Genomic DNA, 17,836 nt, shown 5'->3' with positions numbered 1-17,836 from the left:
AAAAAGCCGCAAATCCCCAGTTGCGGCTTTTTTAATGGCGTAATTTACTTTCCTTTAATCAGTATCAATCTGCTATTGCCTCCATAGAGAATTAATTTAAGATGACACAATAAACTTTGGATATATCATAGGGATATCTATGCGCCGCGCCATCATTGCCACTCTAGTGATTAATTCATTCTTGCTGCTCAATAGCAATGCATTCGCCACTGAAAACCTTAGTAAGCATTCGGAAAAAATAATAACTGCCAGCCCTAGCGTTAATAACACCTTTGTAAACGACCCGATTTTACCGCCAATTGCCAGCTGGCAAGGCGCCAGTAAAGCATTAATTCAATCAAAAAATGCACCATGGGCGACCCCTTTTGAGCAAAACGATTTAATTAGCAGCCCTAATTACAATGATACCCAGCAATGGCTCACCAAGCTGGTCGACAGCAGTGATTTACTGCAACAAGTCTCCATCGGTAAAAGCCCCCAAGGCCGTGATATTTGGATGCTGGTCGCATCGGAAGAAGGGGCTGCCACTGCTAAAGAGCTTAGCGGCAATAATAAACCCACAGTCCTGGTACAGGCGGGGATCCATTCTGGCGAGATTGATGGCAAAGATGCCGGCATGATGTTGCTACGTGACATTAGCCATGGCGACAAAAAAGCCTTACTGGATAAGGTAAATCTGTTGTTTGTGCCCATTTTAAGTGTCGATGGTCATGAGCGCAGTGATGAGTTTAATCGGGTTAATCAGCGAGGGCCAGTTAATATGGGCTGGCGCACCAACGCCAGAAACCTTAATTTAAACCGTGATTACGCCAAGTTAGATACCCTTGAATTACAGCATATGATCCGTGCCATCAATTTGTGGCAACCCGACTTGTACATTGATGTCCATGTGACTGACGGCATCGACTACCAATACGATGTCACCTTTGGTTACAACGTCAAACAAGGCTATAGCCCAGCAAGTTTTGATTGGCTAGAAAACTATTATCGCCCTGAAGTTGAAGCGGCGCTGACCAAGCAAGGTCATGTCCCTGGCGGGTTAGTGTTTGCCATTGATAATACCAATATGTCTAAAGGGCTGTCTTACTGGAATCCAAGCCCACGCTTTTCAAATGGTTACGGTGATGCGCGCCATTTACCGACCATTTTAATTGAAAACCACAGCTTAAAACCCTTTAAACAACGGGTGCTTGGTACCTACGTGATGCTTGAGCAAACCCTTAAAACGGTTGCCGAGCATGGCACTAAATTAACAGCGGCAATTTATGAAGATAAGTACCGCACCCCGCAGCAGCTTGCGTTAACTTGGCAAAGCGTCAAACAACCCCAAGGTTGGGATTTTAAAGGCATTGACTACAGCGTTGAGCAAAGTGACATTAGTGGCACAAATGTGGTCAGATGGAATGGCCAGCCAAAGCTATACCCTAACTTACCGCTAATGGGTAACACTGAAGCCGATATCATCACTCAACGGCCTAAATTCTATTATGTTCCCGCCCAGTGGCAGCAAGTGATTGAGCGCTTAGCCATACATGGCGTAAGAATGACTCGCTTAGAAAAGCCTAAAACCATCAAGGCGGCGCAATACCAATTTAGTCAGCCTGAATTTAACGCAGTAGATTATGAAGGTCGTCAACGGGTTAAAGCTAGCAGCACTAAAGTTAAAATAACAACCACTTTACCAGCTGGTACTATTCAAATTGCCACTAACCAACCTCTGGGTGATTTAGCCATTTTGCTGCTGGAACCTCAATCTGCAGATTCGTTTTTTCAATGGGGATTTTTCAATAGCATCTTTACCCGTACTGAATACATTGAAGACTATGCCGTCGAGCCATTAGCGGCCAAAATGCTGGCTGAAGACGATAATTTGAAACTAGAATTTGAAAAAGCCTTAGAGGATGAAGCCTTTGCTGCAGATCCGAAAGCCAGACTGCGCTGGTTTTATCAACGTAGCCCCTATTACGATGAGCAATACTTGAAGTATCCAGTACTGAGATCTCACTAACTCAAATTCTAAAGCTAACGATAACCAGCTGCAGCAGCAAACATTGCCACTTAATACGCCATAAGCGCCTGTTAAGTGGCTTTAGCTTGCGCGTTTTCATAACTCGCAATCATGGCTAACTTTTGCCTACGCGTTAACTTCTTTACCGCTATTTCCCGCTTCAATGCACGACTTCTATCAGGCTGTGACTCTTGATATACCAGTGTGAGTGGCCCTTTTCCTTTTAAGAATTTAGCCGCTTTTACGCCACCAGCTTGATGCTCAGCAAAACGGCGACTAACATCTGTGGTAACCCCAGTATACAAGTGACCGTTATGGCATTTGACCATATATAAAAACCAAGCAGATGCCACGATTGCTGGCTTTTTCGATGTGGTCATTAGACTATTATTGCAGTCACTGGCAGTTTGTTGGTTTTGGGTCGGCATCGATATAAAAAACCTTCGGTCTGATCATAGTTATCTGCTGCCAGCATGGCATAATGCAGAATCAAACATAAATCTTATCATCTTAGCACTCGCTAAGTGCAATCAGTATATGGCAATAGCCATGTGAGGAAGCAACGATGTCAAAGCAACCAGATGCCTGCGCACAACCCGATTTAATGCCGCCACAGGAGGCTATCGAAGCGTTATTAGCGCAAGTTAATGCCACCCAAGACAATGAAATGGTCAGCTTAAATGATGCAGTTGGGCGAGTATTATCTGAGAATTTAGCTTCTTGTATTGATTTGCCTCCCTTTGATAATTCATCAATGGATGGCTTTGCTTTTCGTTTTGAAGATTTAAACCTCAGCGCAGCATCGACTGAACTGACCCTTATCGGCACCTCATTTGCGGGTCACCCTTTTAAAGGGACGCCTCAAGCCAATACTTGTATCAGGATAATGACCGGCGCGCCGGTACCCGCTGGTTATGACACAGTGCAGATGCAAGAAAAAACTACCACCAATGCTGACATCATTAGTATTGAAGCGCCCAAAGCGAAAGGCGCTAACGTGCGCTACCGCGGCGAAGAGTTGCTTGCTGGTACCAATGTGTTAAAAAGTGGCATTCAAATTCGCGCCGCAGAGATGGGCGTACTGGCCACTATCGGTATTAGCCAAGTCAGAGTAAAACGTAAGCTTAAAGTCGCCTTTTTCTCAACGGGTGACGAATTAAGACCTGTTGGTAGCGATCTCGCCCCTGGGCAAATTTATGACTCTAATCGCTACTCAATTAAAGGCTTATTAACCCAAGCAAACGTGGAATGGATTGACCTAGGTGTCATCGAAGATGACAAAGAAGCTATTCGAGGTGCATTCAGAGAAGCAGCAGAGCAAGCTGATATCGTGCTCACCTCTGGCGGGGTTTCAGTGGGTGATGCGGATTACACCAAACAAATTTTGTCTGAAGAAGGTGAAATCACCTTTTGGCGCTTGGCCATTAAACCGGGTAAACCGTTTGCCTTTGGTATATTAGGTAAAGCGGTATTCTGCGGTTTACCGGGTAACCCTGTGTCATCAATGGTGACGTTCTACAAGCTTGTTTGGCCTATTATCAACAAAATGCAGGGCTTAACCCCTAAAGCACCTGTCATCGTAACAGCGACACTTTCAAGCCCTATCCGTAAACAGCCGGGCCGCGCCGAATACCAGCGTGGGGTGCTTAGCCGTGATGACAATGGCGAGTTAGTTGTTTCCACCACTGGCGGTCAAGGCTCTGGCATGTTGACCTCAATGAGCCTAGCGAATTGCTTTATTAACTTAGCGCAATTTCAAGGCGATGTTGCAGCGGGTAGCACAGTCGAAGTTGAACCCTTTAACAGCGTACTTTGCTAAGGATTAATAATGACCGACAGCAAGGGGCTAGCAGCTTAATGAGCAATGACATGTTAACTGACGATATTCTTACCGATAATGAAATGCTGCGTTATAGCCGCCAAATATCCATTAAAGCCATGGATATCGAAGGCCAAGAGAAACTTAAACAAGCCAAAGTCTTAGTCATAGGCGCTGGCGGTTTAGGCTGCACTGTAACCCAATATCTGGCAGTGGCAGGTGTGGGTGAAATGACCATAGTGGATTTTGATACCGTGGAGTTATCAAATTTGCAGCGCCAAGTACTGCATCATGATGAAAATATCGGCCAAGCAAAAGTTGATTCTGCGAAGCAAACATTACAGCAACTCAATCCACTTATTTGCATCAATACCATTAATCAGTTTCTGGATGAAGCTGCCATTGAGCAGTTAGTATCAACACATATGCTGGTGGTGGATTGCACTGATAATGTATTAGTTCGCGAGCAACTTAACCGCAGCTGCTTTAAGCATAAAGTCAGCTTTATTTCAGCGGCAGCTATTCGTATGGAAGGCACGGTGACGGTATTTGATTATCAGTCGCAGTCGCCTTGCTATCAATGCTACAGCAGTCTGTTTGGTGAGCAGCAGCTAACCTGTGTTGAATCAGGAATATTAGCTCCTGTCGTGGGTTTAGTGGGTTGTATTCAAGCCACTGAAGCCATTAAGGCCATTAGCGGTATGGGCCAAGGGCTTAATGGCCGCATTCTAATGATTGATGCCATGACGATGGAGTTTCGAGAAATGAAACTACCGAAGCAAATTCACTGCCCCGTTTGTGGGCAATAGAAGTAATTCACCTAACAAGGCAAACTTGTCTATAGTTGAAGAAGAGATAAAACGGCTTTATAAACAGGAACTCTGTTATGTCAGCTCTTCTTCAACAACTGCATCTAAACATTCAACAACTGCGCCAGATAACTGGATTTACACCAAGCTCGTCTCAAGAATTTTACTGCCACTTAAGGCCAATGCAAACACTGTGCTTAGGCTGTAGCGTTACCCTTCTCTCGGCCTGCTCAGGTGACGATATAACCCCGTTACACCAAACTAATCCTGCTGCCGATTACTGCCTTAAGCTAGACGGCAGTTTAGCGACCATAGCTCACATCAATGGCGATATCTTACTGTGCACTTTACCCGACGGTGAAGTAGTGGAGTCTTGGGAATTATTTAGACGCGACCATCAAAAATCGTAGTGGCACTGAACGCTAAGCGCAATTGAATTGGCTAGCGCCTAAAATTATAAGTATCAGCGTGATAAAACGGATTAGCTTGTAGTGGTAGCCGTTACCAAGTCACTTTGTAAAACTGCACTATCAGGTTTCACCGCTGCAACTTCAGTGACTGCAACCTCAGTGACTGCAGCTTCATCAAGTTTAATTCTATCGGCTTTAGCAATGTAGGCCGGTTTGTTACTGCCAGCTTTTTTAGCATTGGCTTTTTTGGCTTTCGCTTTCAGGGTTGAGTTGATTTTTTTACGACGATTCATTGCATACTCTCGTTACTGTTACGCCGAAAAAATTCAATATTTTTACTGCAGATATTCAAATGGAGGGCGATTTTACAATTGAACGGTTAAAAATACCAATTTTGAATCATCAAAATTGGTATTTAGATTTTAAGATTAATTAATCTTGTATCACCACCCAAATCGCATGTAGCACACCTGGAAGGAAGAATAATAAGCATAAAATGATGTTGATCAGTAAGTCTTTACCGACCCCTTTTTTCAAGAAAACCGCCACCGGTGGTAATAAAATTGCCAGTATAATCAGAAGAATTTTGTTTGCGTCCATAAGTTTCAGTGTCCTTTTTATCAACAGTAAAAGCTAACTAGTGTAAAAATAATAACCAATTGTGAAAGTCGCTAAATATCATTATGATTATTTTACCTACAATTTCATATTGAAATATTTATAAATTTTTGAAGGCTTAATGATAGAAAATAGTAGTAGCTTAGTGTTAATTCAAGTTATTTGCGTGCTTTGTATTGCAGCAACTGTCGCTTGGATCATCATGGTCGTACCAATGAAGGTCGCGCCCAGTGCCAGCTCACGCTTTGCATTGGCTAATTTTTCTATCCTTGTCGGCATGCAGCTTTACATTCAGCGCACAGATGAACCCAGCTACTTACATTGGCTAGTCGCTGATATGTTCATCCTGATTGGCTTTTGTTTATTACGCTGGGGCGCACAACGGCTGTATCACCTGACCTCTAGCCATCGCAATGATTTAATGCTGCTGTTTATCACTGGCGGGTTAATGCTATTGGCTAAACCACAAGCCTCTAGCTCTGCGTACTTGATGATTATTTTATCCTTTAGTGCCGCCACACTATTTTTTATGCTCGCCAAAGATCACTATGTCGCATTGAAAGCTAACTTTACTGCTTTTGCAACTTATTGGTTAGTCATCCCCATTGTTGCTATTGGATTCATGTTTTTTATCAGAGCGTTCATTTTGATGCTCTATCCAGAAAAAGTATCCAATTACGCCGCCTTTAATGCCAAAGAATCTATCCCTATTTTATGGACCTATATCGCACTTATTTTGATCGTGAATATTCTTATTATTGGTAACACTATCAATCGCCTAGTCGTAAAGATTAGAACTCTCGCCAACAAGGATGCCCTCACCGGATTATGGAACCGTAATGCCCTGCAACATAAACTCAATACTGAACATCAACGCTGGTTAAGGGATAAGGTTAGCTTCAGTGTGATGGTGATTGATTTAGATCGCTTTAAAGATATAAACGATAATTATGGTCATGTGGCTGGTGATGAAGTGCTTAAAGCGGTGGCGCAACAATTGAGCTCAGCGACCCGAAAATTAGACTATTTATGCCGCTTTGGCGGCGAAGAGTTTGTGCTGATCTTACCCTTAACCGATGAAGATAACGTGCTACAAGTGGCAAGCAAACTGCAGCATAAATTAGCTCAAATTCAACTGGACTGGCACGGTAACACCATATCCATTGAAGCCAGTATCGGCTGTGTCACCATGAAAGAAGGCGTCGATGCCGAAGCGTTATTAGGACTGGCCGACAAAGCCATGTATCAAGCAAAAAACAGTGGTCGCAATTGTGTTAAATCAGCCAACCTAATGCGCTTACAAAGCGATTCAATTAACCGCTAACAAATCCATTTTACTGCAAGCGTGATGACTCTGAGCACGTTTACTTTACTGGCGCAGGCCATGGTAAATCATTGGGACTTTGCCATTCATTTGCTAGCTGCTGAGTGACTGCTGCCAGTTTGAATTGCTCACCTAAATGGGGCCATTGAATAAATTGGTACTGCGTAGCTTTATATTCAAACTGCAGCGCCATTGCATGCAGGTAGCATCTATCTGATGCCTCTCCGCCATAAAGGCTATCCCCTAAAATCGGTACCGCTAGACTGGCTAACGCGACCCGTAATTGATGGGTTTTACCACTCAGTGGTTTTAGTAAATATAACCGAGTCCCAGCGGCAATTGAATGGGAAAAAAACTGCGTGATAGCGGGGTTCTCAGTAGAACGTAATAACTTATACATACTGCGACGCGACTTAGCCATATCGCCAATCACCCAACCTTGTTTCTTTTTCGGCTTACCTTTAGCAATGGCCAAATAATATTTTTGGATCTTATGAGCGCTAAACATCTCGGTGAATATAGCAGCCGCGGCTGAAGATTTTGCCAAAATCAATAAGCCTGAAGTTGGCGTATCTAAGCGGTGTACCGCATATAATTTAATCCCTAAATCAGCCTCAACTTGAGCCACTACGCCGGCTTTACCATCTTGACTGTGAAAATGAACCCCTGCAGATTTATTAATGATAATAAAGTCGGGATGTTGCTCAACTAGCTGATACATAAATGGGCTTCTATTAAAGAATAACTGATGCGAAATAACATCGAATACTGAAAGTGAATATTAGAAATGAATATCGACAATCAAACCAGGATCATTATCTAATAATTCAATGCTGGCACGGTGGCGAGATAAAATCGCTTTGACCATCGACAAGCCTAAGCCTGTGCCTTGGTGGTGACGACTAGGATCTAAGCGCACTAAACGCTCAAACACTCGTTCTTTATCTTCGGCGCTAATTCCGGGGCCATTATCAATAATTTGGATCCGCCGACCTTGTTGCACAATACTAATTTCGGCATCTTCGGGGGCGTACTTAATGGCGTTATCCACTAGGTTAAACAATGCTTGGAATAGCAAATATTTATCCCCTGAAATAGTGACATCTTTTTCAATCACCAAATTAAGAGTTTGCTGTTTAGACTCGGCCACCACTTCTGCCATTTCATATAAATCTTGGCAAAGCTGCTGCAAGCTGACCGGCTGCATATCAAGGGTCTGCTGGCCTTCTTCAATGCGCGTTAACGACAACATGGCATCAAAGGTTGCTAAGCAATGATCTAACTCTTCAAGCAACATAGCGGTGAGCTCAGGTACCTGTTCAGCCGGTTTTTGCGGTAACTGCTCGATACCTATGCGCAAATGCGAAAGTGGCGTACGTAGGTCATGGGCGATATTATCGGTCACCCCACGTACTGACATTAAGTTGTGCTCTAAGGTATCTAATACCCGATTAAACTGTCCCGCTAGCATATCAAATTCGTCTTGATTATGACTAACAGGAAAACGGGTATCGTATTGGCCTTGCTCAATTTTTTGACTGAGTAAATTATACTGCACTAAGCGCCGTAAGATGGCTTTAGAGAAGATAAAACCAACGGCTAAGGTCATTGCTAATGTCAGCGCTACCACCCAAAAGGCCGCATTAACAAATTTATCAATCAATGCAGCTAAGTTATCAGTACGGGTGGCGATAAGCACGGGACCGTAATTGGTTAACACCAATCCTCCGGTCAAAATATGCAGTTTATCTGGTCCGCCTGTGAGAATGGGGAAATCGCGGGTTTCAGGCAATAATGGCATGTTGTCAGGTACAAAACTTAAGGCACCAACCATGTCGACATTATTACGCCAAGCAATTAACGCTGTTTTGGGATCAGCCGCGCGAATTTGCGCCGCAAAACTACGACGGTCCAAAGTGAGGGCTAATTGCTTGTAGCGCTGCATTTCAGTCGCGAGATGCTGCTCAACTTGGCTTTCTTGTTCCATGACTAGCTGCCGGTATAAACCCGATACCAGCAGTACAATTAACAAGGTCACCAAAGTAGAAAATATCAGCGTGATCCGCCAAGCACTACTTTGGTAGGGTTTAATTCCCTTTACTGAGGCGATAACCAGCCCCTCGAACGGTTTCGATAATTTCTGGGTGACCTAACTCTTCAAACTTGCGGCGTAGCTTAGCGATATGTACATCAATCACATTGGTGCGGGGGTCAAAATGGTAATCCCACACAGCTTCAAACAATAGCGTACGGCTAATGACTTTGTTGGGATGCTCCATTAAGTATTTGAGTAACTGAAATTCTTTAGGTTGCAGCATGAGTTCATGGTCATCTAAGGTCACTTTGCGCGTGAGTAGCTCCATTTTCAAATTACCCACTTCAAGATCGGTACTATTTGTAGCTGGCGCATTGCGTTGAATTAACTTTTCAGCTCGCACTTGCAACTCTGCAAACGCAAAGGGCTTAGTCATATAATCATCGCCACCGGCACGCAGGCCTTTTACACGCTCATCCACATGGCTTAGCGCTGACAAGATTAATACTGGAGTTTCATTACCATTTTTACGTAATGCCGTTAGCAGTGTTAACCCATCAATTTGGGGCAGCATTCGGTCTAAAATAATAATATCGAAATCATTATTTTTGGCTTTATACAGGCCATCATGGCCGTTGGTTGCCGTATCGACTTGGTATTGCTGAGCTGTAAAACCCTCTGCAACATACTGTAATGTTGTTGCGTCATCTTCAACGATTAATACTCGCATAGTGCTGTTCCTTAGTCCCACTGCAGTAGGGGTAATGGACGTAAATTCTCAATATCAAAAGCAATAGTATGCTTACTGGCCGCATTAAGTAGCTTCAATTCTAAATAACTTATGGTCAAATCGTGCTCGAGTTCTGCTTCAATTAAATAACCAGATTGATTTTTTGTCGCTAACTTAATCAAATCCGTAAAGGTCATTTTATGATCAATAAGTACTTTGGCGGCCTTAATTTGGTCTAAATCATCTGAGGCAAAATGACTTAATTTCTTACTCATCAAGCTGCCATCTTTGGCATCAAATTCAAACGCTATAAGTTCGTTTGTATCAAGGTTGATAAGTTCTATTTCATAAATTAACTGATCTTTTTCAATATCCATATCAAAAGCTGAAACCAAGCCATTGTGATCCATTTCAACTTGCTGAATCACCACAATAGGTTCAACGTACTCACCTTGAGATAACAAAGTATGCATACTAGGCGTTGCCATCACCATTGAAGGGAATACCACAAGCAATGATAGAACAATACGGAACATGAGAGCCTCAAAAGACATTGATAATTGAGCTACTTTACCTAAGCCGATTAAAAGACCCAAGCTTTGTAAGATTAATAATTGATCATGATTCTAGAATATGAACTTGTTCTGACTTCAATGCTATTGTGGTGGCTAAACCTTGTTGTAGCTCAAGTTTAGTCGCTAAGTGAGCTGGCACATCCATATTAAACGTCTCATCAATCCCTGCCATACGCGCTTTTATACGTACAGATTCCCCCATCACCAACATAGAATCAATCACGATATCGAGTTTATTGATACTGCGGCAAAGGCGGCCGCTGGTAATAGCGCTGAATCGAATGCCCTGATTAGGGATAACCCAGCGTACGGTTTGACCAACTTCGCAATCTGGGGCGCTATCGCTAGCAATAATCTGGTCGCCCATTTTAAGCCAAGTAATATTGGCTTTTTCATCACGACCAGACACTTGGGCATTAAAGATATTACGTAAGCCCATTTGCCTCGCCACGGTTTCATTGCGAGGATGAGACAAGACATCAAACGGTTTACCTTGCTGGAGCATCTTGCCTTGGCTGATTAAAATCATTTTATCGGCCAGTAATAAAGCCTCATTCATATCATGGGTCACCATAATCACTGGAATTGATAATTGCGATTTTAACCGTGCTAACTCAATATATAACCTTTCTCGGGTTTCTCTATCCACCGCAGAAAAGGGTTCATCCAGCAATAAAACTGCCGGCTCTCTGGCAAGCGCCCTGGCTAAGGCGACTCGCTGGCGCTGCCCACCCGAAAGCTGCGCCGGTAATCGTGCCGGCAAGCCATGTAAATTAACTCGCTCTAACCAATCTAACGCACGGGCTTTACGCTCATGCTTTGGAATATGATCGAGCCCAGAAATAACATTATCCAGTGCCGTTAAGTGCGGAAACAAACCAAAGTGTTGTGGCACGTAGCCTATATGACGTTGCTGCGGTGATAAGTTGATGCGTTTCTGATGACAAAACCAAGTTTTATCTCCACTTTGAATCGCTCCTTGTTGAGCTGAACCTAAGCCCGCAATCATTCGCAGCAAGGTGGTTTTACCACCACCTGAAGGGCCAACGACGGCTAATACTTCTCCCGCTTTACAACTAAAGTCAGCCTCTAACGGGATCGGTGCTTGTTGGGAAATATGGCAATGTAAATCAACGTTGCGGATTGGCATGCTCGCCTCCTAAACGCCTTGAAAGACTGGTGGTGATTGCCAAGACACTAACGGCAAAGACCAATAACACTAACGACATGGTACCAGCCGCTTCAAAATCAAAGGCCTGCACACTGTCGTAGATGGCAATAGATATGGTTTTGGTTTCACCGGCAATATTACCGCCTAACATTAGCACTACACCAAATTCACCCAGCACATGGGAAAAACACAGCACCACTGCGGTTAACACCCCAGGCCAAATCATCGGTAGCTCAATTTTGACAAAAATTCGCCACCAACTCATGCCACAACAGGCGGCGGCATCAGGAATATCGTGAGGGATAGTTTCAAATGCCCGCTGGATTGGCTGCACTGCAAAGGGAATATTGACTAAAATAGAGGCAATAACTAAACCGGAGAAGTTAAACACTAATTGCGCGCCAAAGAGTGACTCAACCCATTGGCCGATGAGGCTTTGACTGCCAAGGCCAACCAGTAAGTAATAGCCTATTACTGTGGGAGGCAGCACTAAGGGCACCATGATTAACGCTTCAACCCATGACTTCCCTTTGAACTGACGGTAAGCCAGTAGTCGACCAACTACAATGGCCAATGGCACTAAAATTAGCACAGTAACGCTACTCAGCTTGGCTGATAACCATAACGATTGCCAATCCATAGATTAATTCTCGACTTGCATAAAAGCGCTTGAATTAGCACGCTGAGGAAAACCAAAACCATAATTGAGCAGTACATCTTTTGCGGCTTGGGTTTGCATATACTGATAAAACTGCTGAGTGGTAGCACCAGCATTGGGCATCATCACCATTCGCTGATTAATCGGCTCATATAACGACTGGGGTATTTCGATATAATTGCCCATTTTGCGAAACTGCTCAGAGGACGCTAACGATAGCGCCACTATGCCACCTTGTGCAGAACCACTTAAGGCAAATTGCGCCGCTTGCGAGACATTCTCGCCCATGATGATTTTAGACTCTAACTGCGGCCATAAGCCTTTTGCTTGCAATAAACTTCTGGCTCTTTCGCCATAAGGCGCGTGAGCAGGGTTAGCAATAACAAAGCGGGCAATCTTGCCGTCAGTTAACTGCTGTTGTAAGCCGTTAAGTTCAACATCAAGCACTAGGGAGGAGTTTTTCGGGGCAACTAGGGCTAACTTACCAACAGCATAAATGGTGCCATCAGAGTCTGTTTTTCCAGCTTTATGCAGCTGCTGAACATAAAACTCATCAGCACTTAACAGCATTTCAAAGGGAGCCCCATGTTGGATCTGGGCGACAAAATTACCCGAAGATCCATAGGATACCCTTAATGGCAATCCAGTTGAGGCAGTGAAGTTGGTAACAATTTCATCAAGGGCAAATTTAATATTCGCAGCGGCGGCAATCGCTGGAGGTTTGGCCGCCAGCGATGAAAATGACACCAATAACACTAGGCTAGATAACGCCCTGATAAAAGCGGTTCGACGCCTTTGACTCAATGAAAAACAACGGCGAATCGTGCTTAACGTCATCATGTCAGCATCCTATGCTATTTAGATTCATTCCACATAGTGGCTGCTTGCTCATCTGAATCACGGGCTTCAACCCAATTATTGCCTTGCTCACCAGCTTCTAGTTTCCAAAATGGTGCTTTGGTTTTTAAAAAGTCGATTAAGAACTCACAGGCTGCAAAAGCGGCTTTACGGTGGGCACTGGTAACACCGATAAACACGATTTGCTCACCAAGCTCCATACGGCCAACACGGTGAATAATTGTGACATAATTCAGCGGCCAGCGAGCATAGGCTTGCTCAGCCAGTTGCACTAATACCGCTTCAGTCATGCCAGGGTAATGCTCAAGGGTGAGATCAGTCACTGCGCTTCCGTCATTAAAGTCACGCACTTTACCGGCAAAGGTCACCACTGCGCCATCACTGTTATCTTGTGCAATAGCGGCGTACTCATCGGCGACATTAAAGTCTTCGGTTTGCACTCTCACCACTTGTTTAGTATTCACTTGGCTCATGGTTAGCCTCCAGTGACAGGTGGGAAAAAGGCCACTTCATCGCCATCTTTAACCGCTGCATCCCATGAACTCATGGTTTGATTAACGGCAACTAATAATTTATCTGAGGTGAGTACTTTAGCCCACTTTTCATCTTTAGCGGCTAGGGCTGCACGTAATTGTTCAGTATTGCTAACGCCATCAGCAGCAACTTCTACTTTAGCGGTGCCGAGTAACTCTCTTACTTGTGCAAAAAAAAGGACCTGGATCATGTCAATCTCTCGTCTTTCAAAATTTTAAAATGGCTAATATTTTATCTTTATAGCTGATGTTGCTAACTCGCATTGATAACTAGCGTGATAGTGCTAGTTAAGCGCTGCCGGCTAATCTTCAGCTTGGAAATGACCTGATTTGCCGCCACGTTTTTCAAGTAAACGTACTTGGGAAATGATCATGTCTTTTTGCACCGCTTTACACATATCGTAAATGGTTAATGCAGCGACTGAGGCAGCTGTTAATGCTTCCATTTCAACGCCCGTCTTACCTGATAACTTACATAAGCTGGTGATCCTGACGCGATTAAGTTCTGGCTGCGCTTCAAGGTCTACTTCCACTTTGGTCAGCATTAATGGATGACATAATGGGATCAGATCTGAGGTCTTTTTCGCGGCTTGGATACCGGCAATACGCGCAGTAGCAAACACATCACCTTTATGGTGACTACCGCTCATGATCATCTCTAACGTACTTGGCGCCATATCAATAAAGGCTTCGGCGCGAGCTTCACGCTCAGTGATATTTTTTTCTGTGACATCAACCATGTGGGCATTGCCATCGGCATTGATATGGGTAAAACAATTGCTCATGCTAACTTGCCTTATAGAATCTTGAGAGTAAAAAATTATTCAAATATAAGTAAACCGCAGCAGCTTAACCGCCAATAGAGGCTAAGTGCTTGGTGACACCCGTGATACCTTGGTGGAGATAATGGGTTTCTTTTTTCTGGGCTAATTGGCCATGTAAGCGCTCAATTAACTCGGCGCGCTGAGACTCGTGTTGCAATAAGTCACGTAAGTCCAGACCGGTTTCGGTAAATAAACACAAATGCAATTTACCTTTGGCCGACACTCGTAAACGGTTACAGCTGGCACAGAAGTTCTTCGCATAAGGCATGATAAGCCCTATACGACCTTGGTAATCTGGGTGACTGAAATTTTGCGCAGGACCATCATCTACATCAGGAAGATCATATAACCAACCTTCTGACTCAAGTTTTAACTTAATATCGAGTCCAGCTAGATGATGAGCGTTGAAATAATCATGGCCTAAGCCTGTTTCCATCAGTTCGATAAAACGCAAATCAATCGGCGTATTCTTTATCCACTGTAGAAAACGGGGCAAATCTTTATCATTAAGCCCTTTGAGTAAGACTGCATTGATTTTGATTCGCTCAAAACCTGCATCAAGTGCAGCATCAATGCCACGCATGACTTCATCAAATTTGTTCTCACCAGTGATTTGATAAAACATCTTAGGATCTAAGCTATCAACCGACACATTGATGCGTCTAAGTCCGGCGTCATACCATTCTTTGGCATTTTTCTCGAGACGATAGCCATTAGTGGTGGTAGCAATGGTTTTGATATTGTCATTGTCTGCAACGATACGAATGATATCTGTGAAATCTTTACGTAAGGTTGGCTCACCACCGGTGATGCGGATTTTTTGGGTGCCTACTTCACCAAAAGCTGCCACTAAATTTTCAATTTCATTTAACGCGAGAAACTTAGGTTTGCCATCAGGTCTGTAACCATCTGGGAGGCAATAGGTGCATTTGAAGTTACAAACATCAGTGACTGACATTCGCAAATAGTGAAACCTTCGACCGAAACTGTCTTGTAATTGGGACATGTTAACCTTTCCAAGTGTGGGAGGTAAGCACATTTCTTTGCTGACCCCGGTGGCATAATTACCACGGCTAAATATCCATATCTGTGGACGTAGGACATAAAGCTCGGAGAACCGTCAGACTTAATTATAGGCCTAAATTCGCTCGAATCAGTATCTTTTTATGACATTTTGTCCCAGTTAGTCAAAAATCTGTAAATATTTGCGAGCCAGCTCACGAGCTTAAAATCTCACTTGCTACTGTGACCTTTAGCAATTTTAAGGTAAGGTGAGTAAAACAAAAAAATAACAAACCCGCCAAAAAACGGGAAATTAAGAACTAAGGTGAAATGATGGAACGCGAATCAATGGAATTCGACGTAGTTATCGTTGGTGCTGGCCCTGCCGGACTCGCGACTGCTTGTCGATTAATGCAAATATCACAAGATGCAGGCAAGGAAATGACTGTCTGCGTGGTTGAGAAAGGATCTGAAGTCGGCGCTCATATTCTGTCCGGTGCCGTATTTGAACCAACGGTATTGGATGAGCTATTCTCTGATTGGCGCGATTCAGACATTCCACTTAATACTAAAGTCTCTCACGATGAAATCTACCTATTGAGCTCTGATAGTAAATCTCAGCTTATGTCCAATAGCTTAGTACCAAAAACCATGCACAATGATGGCAACTACATCATCAGTGTCGGTAACCTCGCTCGCTGGTTAGCTGAGCGCGCTGAAGCATTAGGGGTAGAAATTTTCCCTGGTTTTGCGGCCAGTGAGGTACTTTACAATACCGATAATAGCGTTAAAGGTATTTTAATTGGCGATATGGGTGTTGGCATTGATGGTCAGCCTAAAGACAGCTATATGCCGGGCATGGAACTTCACGCTAAATACACGGTGTTTTCAGAAGGTTGTCGTGGTCATTTAGGTAAAGAGTTAATTGCAAAATATCATCTAGATAATGGTAAAACACCACAGCATTACGGCTTAGGCTTTAAGGAAATGTGGAAAATCCCTGCTGAACAGCATCAGCAAGGTAAAGTGGTACACACAGGTGGCTGGCCCTTAAATGATGGTGCATCTGGTGGCGGCTTCTTATACCACATGGAAGATAACCAAGTGGCAGTTGGACTGATTATCGACCTTAACTATAAAAACCCTCACATCAGTCCGTTCGATGAATTTCAGCGTTATAAACAGCATCCGGTTATCGCACAAACTTTATCGGGTGGTGAGCGTATTACTTATGGCGCAAGAGCAATTGCAAAAGGTGGGCTTAACTCATTACCTAAAATGAGCTTTCCTGGCGGCTTATTAATTGGTTGTGATGCAGGTACGCTAAACTTTGCCAAAATTAAAGGCACCCATACCGCAATGAAGAGCGGTATTGTCGCTGCAGAAACCTTAGCGGAAGCATTAATGGCTGGGGTTGAAGCAGGTAAAGATTTAGATTGTTTCCAAACGCGCATAGAAAAAAGCTGGCTCCATGAAGAGCTGGTTAAATCTCGCAATTTTGGCCCTGCTTTACATAAGTTTGGTACTTACCTTGGCGGTGCATTTAACTATATCGACCAAAACTGGTTCGGCGGTAAATTTCCAATCACCTTACGTGATGAAGCTCCAGATCATGCAGAAATGGGCTTAGCTAAAGACTTCAAAGAAATTCAGTACCCTAAACCTGATGGCAAATTAAGTTTCGATAAATTATCGTCAGTTTACCTATCTAATACTTACCATGAAGAAGATCAGCAGTGTCATTTACATTTAAAAGACCCTTCGATCCCTATCGCGGTAAACCTAGTTAAGTTCAACGAGCCAGCCCAGCGTTACTGCCCTGCTGGCGTGTATGAAGTGGTTACCGACGGCGCTGAAAACAAGTTTGTGATTAATGCGCAAAATTGTATTCACTGCAAAACATGCGACATTAAAGATCCAAGTCAAAATATCACTTGGGTCACCCCAGAAGGTGGCGGTGGTCCAAACTACCCGAACATGTAATCTTTATTTAGATGTGTTTCAGCCACTAAAAAGCCGCATATAAACAATGCGGCTTTTTGTTGCAAGCAATATAGGCTCTAAATGATTTTCAACGTCATTACTTTATGAAGTTAATCGTTAATGGATAGCGATATGCGATACCTTCGCCTGCCCTGATAATGGCAATAATGGTACAAATGATATCCATCAACCCTAAAAGAATAAGCAATATAAAGCCAATACCAATAAAGGCTAAAATAGAACTGACGATGGCATAAATGAGTAAGCTCAATTTAAAGTTGAGACAGTTTTTCCCGCACTCATCAACAAATTTAAATTCATCACGTTTCATCAACCACACGATTAGTGGTCCAATAATGCTGCCCAGTGGAATAATATAACCAGCAAAACTTGCCGCATACACCAACAAGCCCATATTACGTGCTTCTTTTTCTACTGTATCCACTGAATCACTCATGATTTTCCCTATTATTTATATT

Annotated in this window: 21 protein-coding genes and 1 riboswitch; of the genes, 6 read left to right on the top strand and 15 right to left on the bottom strand. The window is 43.5% G+C overall.

Annotation, left to right across the window (positions count from 1 at the left end):
• The first annotated feature begins 139 nt into the window (after positions 1 to 139).
• Positions 140 to 2,008 carry a M14 family metallopeptidase gene (locus AB4140_RS07455; protein ID WP_372000398.1) on the top strand — a complete coding sequence of 623 codons (1,869 nt, stop codon included), beginning with the start codon at positions 140 to 142 and terminating at the stop codon, positions 2,006 to 2,008.
• A gap of 71 nt (positions 2,009 to 2,079) precedes the next feature.
• Here the strand turns inward: AB4140_RS07455 and AB4140_RS07450 are convergent, their stop codons facing one another.
• Positions 2,080 to 2,436, bottom strand: coding sequence for a GIY-YIG nuclease family protein (locus tag AB4140_RS07450; protein WP_102476462.1), 357 nt, complete (start codon positions 2,434 to 2,436; stop codon positions 2,080 to 2,082).
• Positions 2,437 to 2,573: 137 nt separating this feature from the next.
• On the opposite strand from AB4140_RS07450, the gene glp reads away from it, so the two are divergent.
• The 3 genes from glp (at position 2,574) to AB4140_RS07435 (ending at position 5,046) form a co-directional block, all read left to right on the top strand.
• Complete coding sequence (gene glp / locus AB4140_RS07445; protein ID WP_372000396.1) at positions 2,574 to 3,827, top strand: gephyrin-like molybdotransferase Glp; 1,254 nt, start codon at positions 2,574 to 2,576, stop codon at positions 3,825 to 3,827.
• Between the two features lie 38 nt (positions 3,828 to 3,865).
• Entirely contained in the window at positions 3,866 to 4,636 is a 771-nt protein-coding gene (gene moeB, locus AB4140_RS07440; RefSeq protein WP_372000394.1) for a molybdopterin-synthase adenylyltransferase MoeB, read from the top strand.
• A gap of 77 nt (positions 4,637 to 4,713) precedes the next feature.
• Complete coding sequence (locus tag AB4140_RS07435) at positions 4,714 to 5,046, top strand: DUF333 domain-containing protein (RefSeq protein ID WP_372000392.1); 333 nt, start codon at positions 4,714 to 4,716, stop codon at positions 5,044 to 5,046.
• Positions 5,047 to 5,117: 71 nt separating this feature from the next.
• Here AB4140_RS07435 and AB4140_RS07430 read toward each other — a convergent pair whose 3' ends face one another.
• Complete coding sequence (locus AB4140_RS07430; RefSeq protein WP_102436005.1) at positions 5,118 to 5,339, bottom strand: DUF2986 domain-containing protein; 222 nt, start codon at positions 5,337 to 5,339, stop codon at positions 5,118 to 5,120.
• 139 nt (positions 5,340 to 5,478) lie between these two features.
• Positions 5,479 to 5,646 carry a YqaE/Pmp3 family membrane protein gene (locus AB4140_RS07425; protein WP_076541354.1) on the bottom strand — a complete coding sequence of 56 codons (168 nt, stop codon included), beginning with the start codon at positions 5,644 to 5,646 and terminating at the stop codon, positions 5,479 to 5,481.
• A gap of 139 nt (positions 5,647 to 5,785) precedes the next feature.
• Here AB4140_RS07425 and AB4140_RS07420 point away from each other — a divergent pair, with 139 nt between their 5' ends.
• The gene (locus AB4140_RS07420) at positions 5,786 to 6,988 is read left to right on the top strand and encodes a GGDEF domain-containing protein (RefSeq protein ID WP_372000390.1); all 1,203 of its coding nucleotides are present in this window, start codon (positions 5,786 to 5,788) and stop codon (positions 6,986 to 6,988) included.
• A gap of 40 nt (positions 6,989 to 7,028) precedes the next feature.
• Here AB4140_RS07420 and AB4140_RS07415 read toward each other — a convergent pair whose 3' ends face one another.
• The 11 genes from AB4140_RS07415 to moaA all read right to left on the bottom strand — a co-directional run bounded on the left by AB4140_RS07415 (position 7,029) and on the right by moaA (position 15,378).
• A complete protein-coding gene (locus AB4140_RS07415) occupies positions 7,029 to 7,709 on the bottom strand; it encodes a TIGR01621 family pseudouridine synthase (RefSeq protein WP_102476466.1) in 681 nt (226 codons plus the stop codon).
• A 60-nt stretch (positions 7,710 to 7,769) separates the two neighbouring features.
• Positions 7,770 to 8,975, bottom strand: coding sequence for a sensor histidine kinase (locus tag AB4140_RS07410; protein ID WP_372000388.1), 1,206 nt, complete (start codon positions 8,973 to 8,975; stop codon positions 7,770 to 7,772).
• Between the two features lie 100 nt (positions 8,976 to 9,075).
• Positions 9,076 to 9,753, bottom strand: a complete 678-nt coding sequence (locus AB4140_RS07405) for a response regulator transcription factor (protein WP_372000386.1) — start codon at positions 9,751 to 9,753, stop codon at positions 9,076 to 9,078.
• Between the two features lie 11 nt (positions 9,754 to 9,764).
• Positions 9,765 to 10,289, bottom strand: a complete 525-nt coding sequence (locus AB4140_RS07400) for a PepSY domain-containing protein (protein WP_303412836.1) — start codon at positions 10,287 to 10,289, stop codon at positions 9,765 to 9,767.
• An 82-nt stretch (positions 10,290 to 10,371) separates the two neighbouring features.
• Positions 10,372 to 11,478 (bottom strand): ABC transporter ATP-binding protein, encoded by a 1,107-nt coding sequence (locus tag AB4140_RS07395; RefSeq protein WP_303460939.1) that lies wholly within the window; start codon positions 11,476 to 11,478, stop codon positions 10,372 to 10,374.
• The gene (gene modB, locus AB4140_RS07390; protein WP_102435991.1) at positions 11,459 to 12,139 is read right to left on the bottom strand and encodes a molybdate ABC transporter permease subunit; all 681 of its coding nucleotides are present in this window, start codon (positions 12,137 to 12,139) and stop codon (positions 11,459 to 11,461) included. The genes AB4140_RS07395 and modB overlap by 20 nt, the downstream gene beginning before the upstream one ends.
• A 3-nt stretch (positions 12,140 to 12,142) precedes the next feature.
• Positions 12,143 to 12,994 (bottom strand): molybdate ABC transporter substrate-binding protein, encoded by an 852-nt coding sequence (modA, locus tag AB4140_RS07385; RefSeq protein ID WP_372000423.1) that lies wholly within the window; start codon positions 12,992 to 12,994, stop codon positions 12,143 to 12,145.
• Positions 12,995 to 13,011: 17 nt separating this feature from the next.
• Positions 13,012 to 13,488 carry a molybdopterin synthase catalytic subunit MoaE gene (gene moaE, locus AB4140_RS07380; RefSeq protein ID WP_102476470.1) on the bottom strand — a complete coding sequence of 159 codons (477 nt, stop codon included), beginning with the start codon at positions 13,486 to 13,488 and terminating at the stop codon, positions 13,012 to 13,014.
• Positions 13,489 to 13,490: 2 nt separating this feature from the next.
• Complete coding sequence (moaD, locus tag AB4140_RS07375) at positions 13,491 to 13,739, bottom strand: molybdopterin synthase sulfur carrier subunit (protein ID WP_076541374.1); 249 nt, start codon at positions 13,737 to 13,739, stop codon at positions 13,491 to 13,493.
• A gap of 111 nt (positions 13,740 to 13,850) precedes the next feature.
• Positions 13,851 to 14,333, bottom strand: a complete 483-nt coding sequence (moaC, locus tag AB4140_RS07370; protein ID WP_102476471.1) for a cyclic pyranopterin monophosphate synthase MoaC — start codon at positions 14,331 to 14,333, stop codon at positions 13,851 to 13,853.
• A 64-nt stretch (positions 14,334 to 14,397) separates the two neighbouring features.
• Positions 14,398 to 15,378, bottom strand: coding sequence for a GTP 3',8-cyclase MoaA (moaA, locus tag AB4140_RS07365; protein ID WP_102476472.1), 981 nt, complete (start codon positions 15,376 to 15,378; stop codon positions 14,398 to 14,400).
• A riboswitch (molybdenum cofactor riboswitch) is annotated at positions 15,366 to 15,499 on the bottom strand. It overlaps the preceding gene by 13 nt.
• Before the next feature lie 208 nt (positions 15,500 to 15,707).
• Here moaA and AB4140_RS07360 point away from each other — a divergent pair.
• The gene (locus tag AB4140_RS07360; RefSeq protein ID WP_102435984.1) at positions 15,708 to 17,357 is read left to right on the top strand and encodes an electron transfer flavoprotein-ubiquinone oxidoreductase; all 1,650 of its coding nucleotides are present in this window, start codon (positions 15,708 to 15,710) and stop codon (positions 17,355 to 17,357) included.
• Between the two features lie 97 nt (positions 17,358 to 17,454).
• Here the strand turns inward: AB4140_RS07360 and AB4140_RS07355 are convergent, their stop codons facing one another.
• Entirely contained in the window at positions 17,455 to 17,814 is a 360-nt protein-coding gene (locus AB4140_RS07355) for a DUF4870 domain-containing protein (protein WP_102435982.1), read from the bottom strand.
• Positions 17,815 to 17,836: the final 22 nt, after the last annotated feature.

The organism is Shewanella sp. 10N.286.51.B2 (genome assembly GCF_041469265.1).
GTDB lineage: Bacteria > Pseudomonadota > Gammaproteobacteria > Enterobacterales > Shewanellaceae > Shewanella.
Note: the sequence above shows the minus strand (reverse complement) of the source record. Positions and strands in the feature narration are given on the sequence as shown.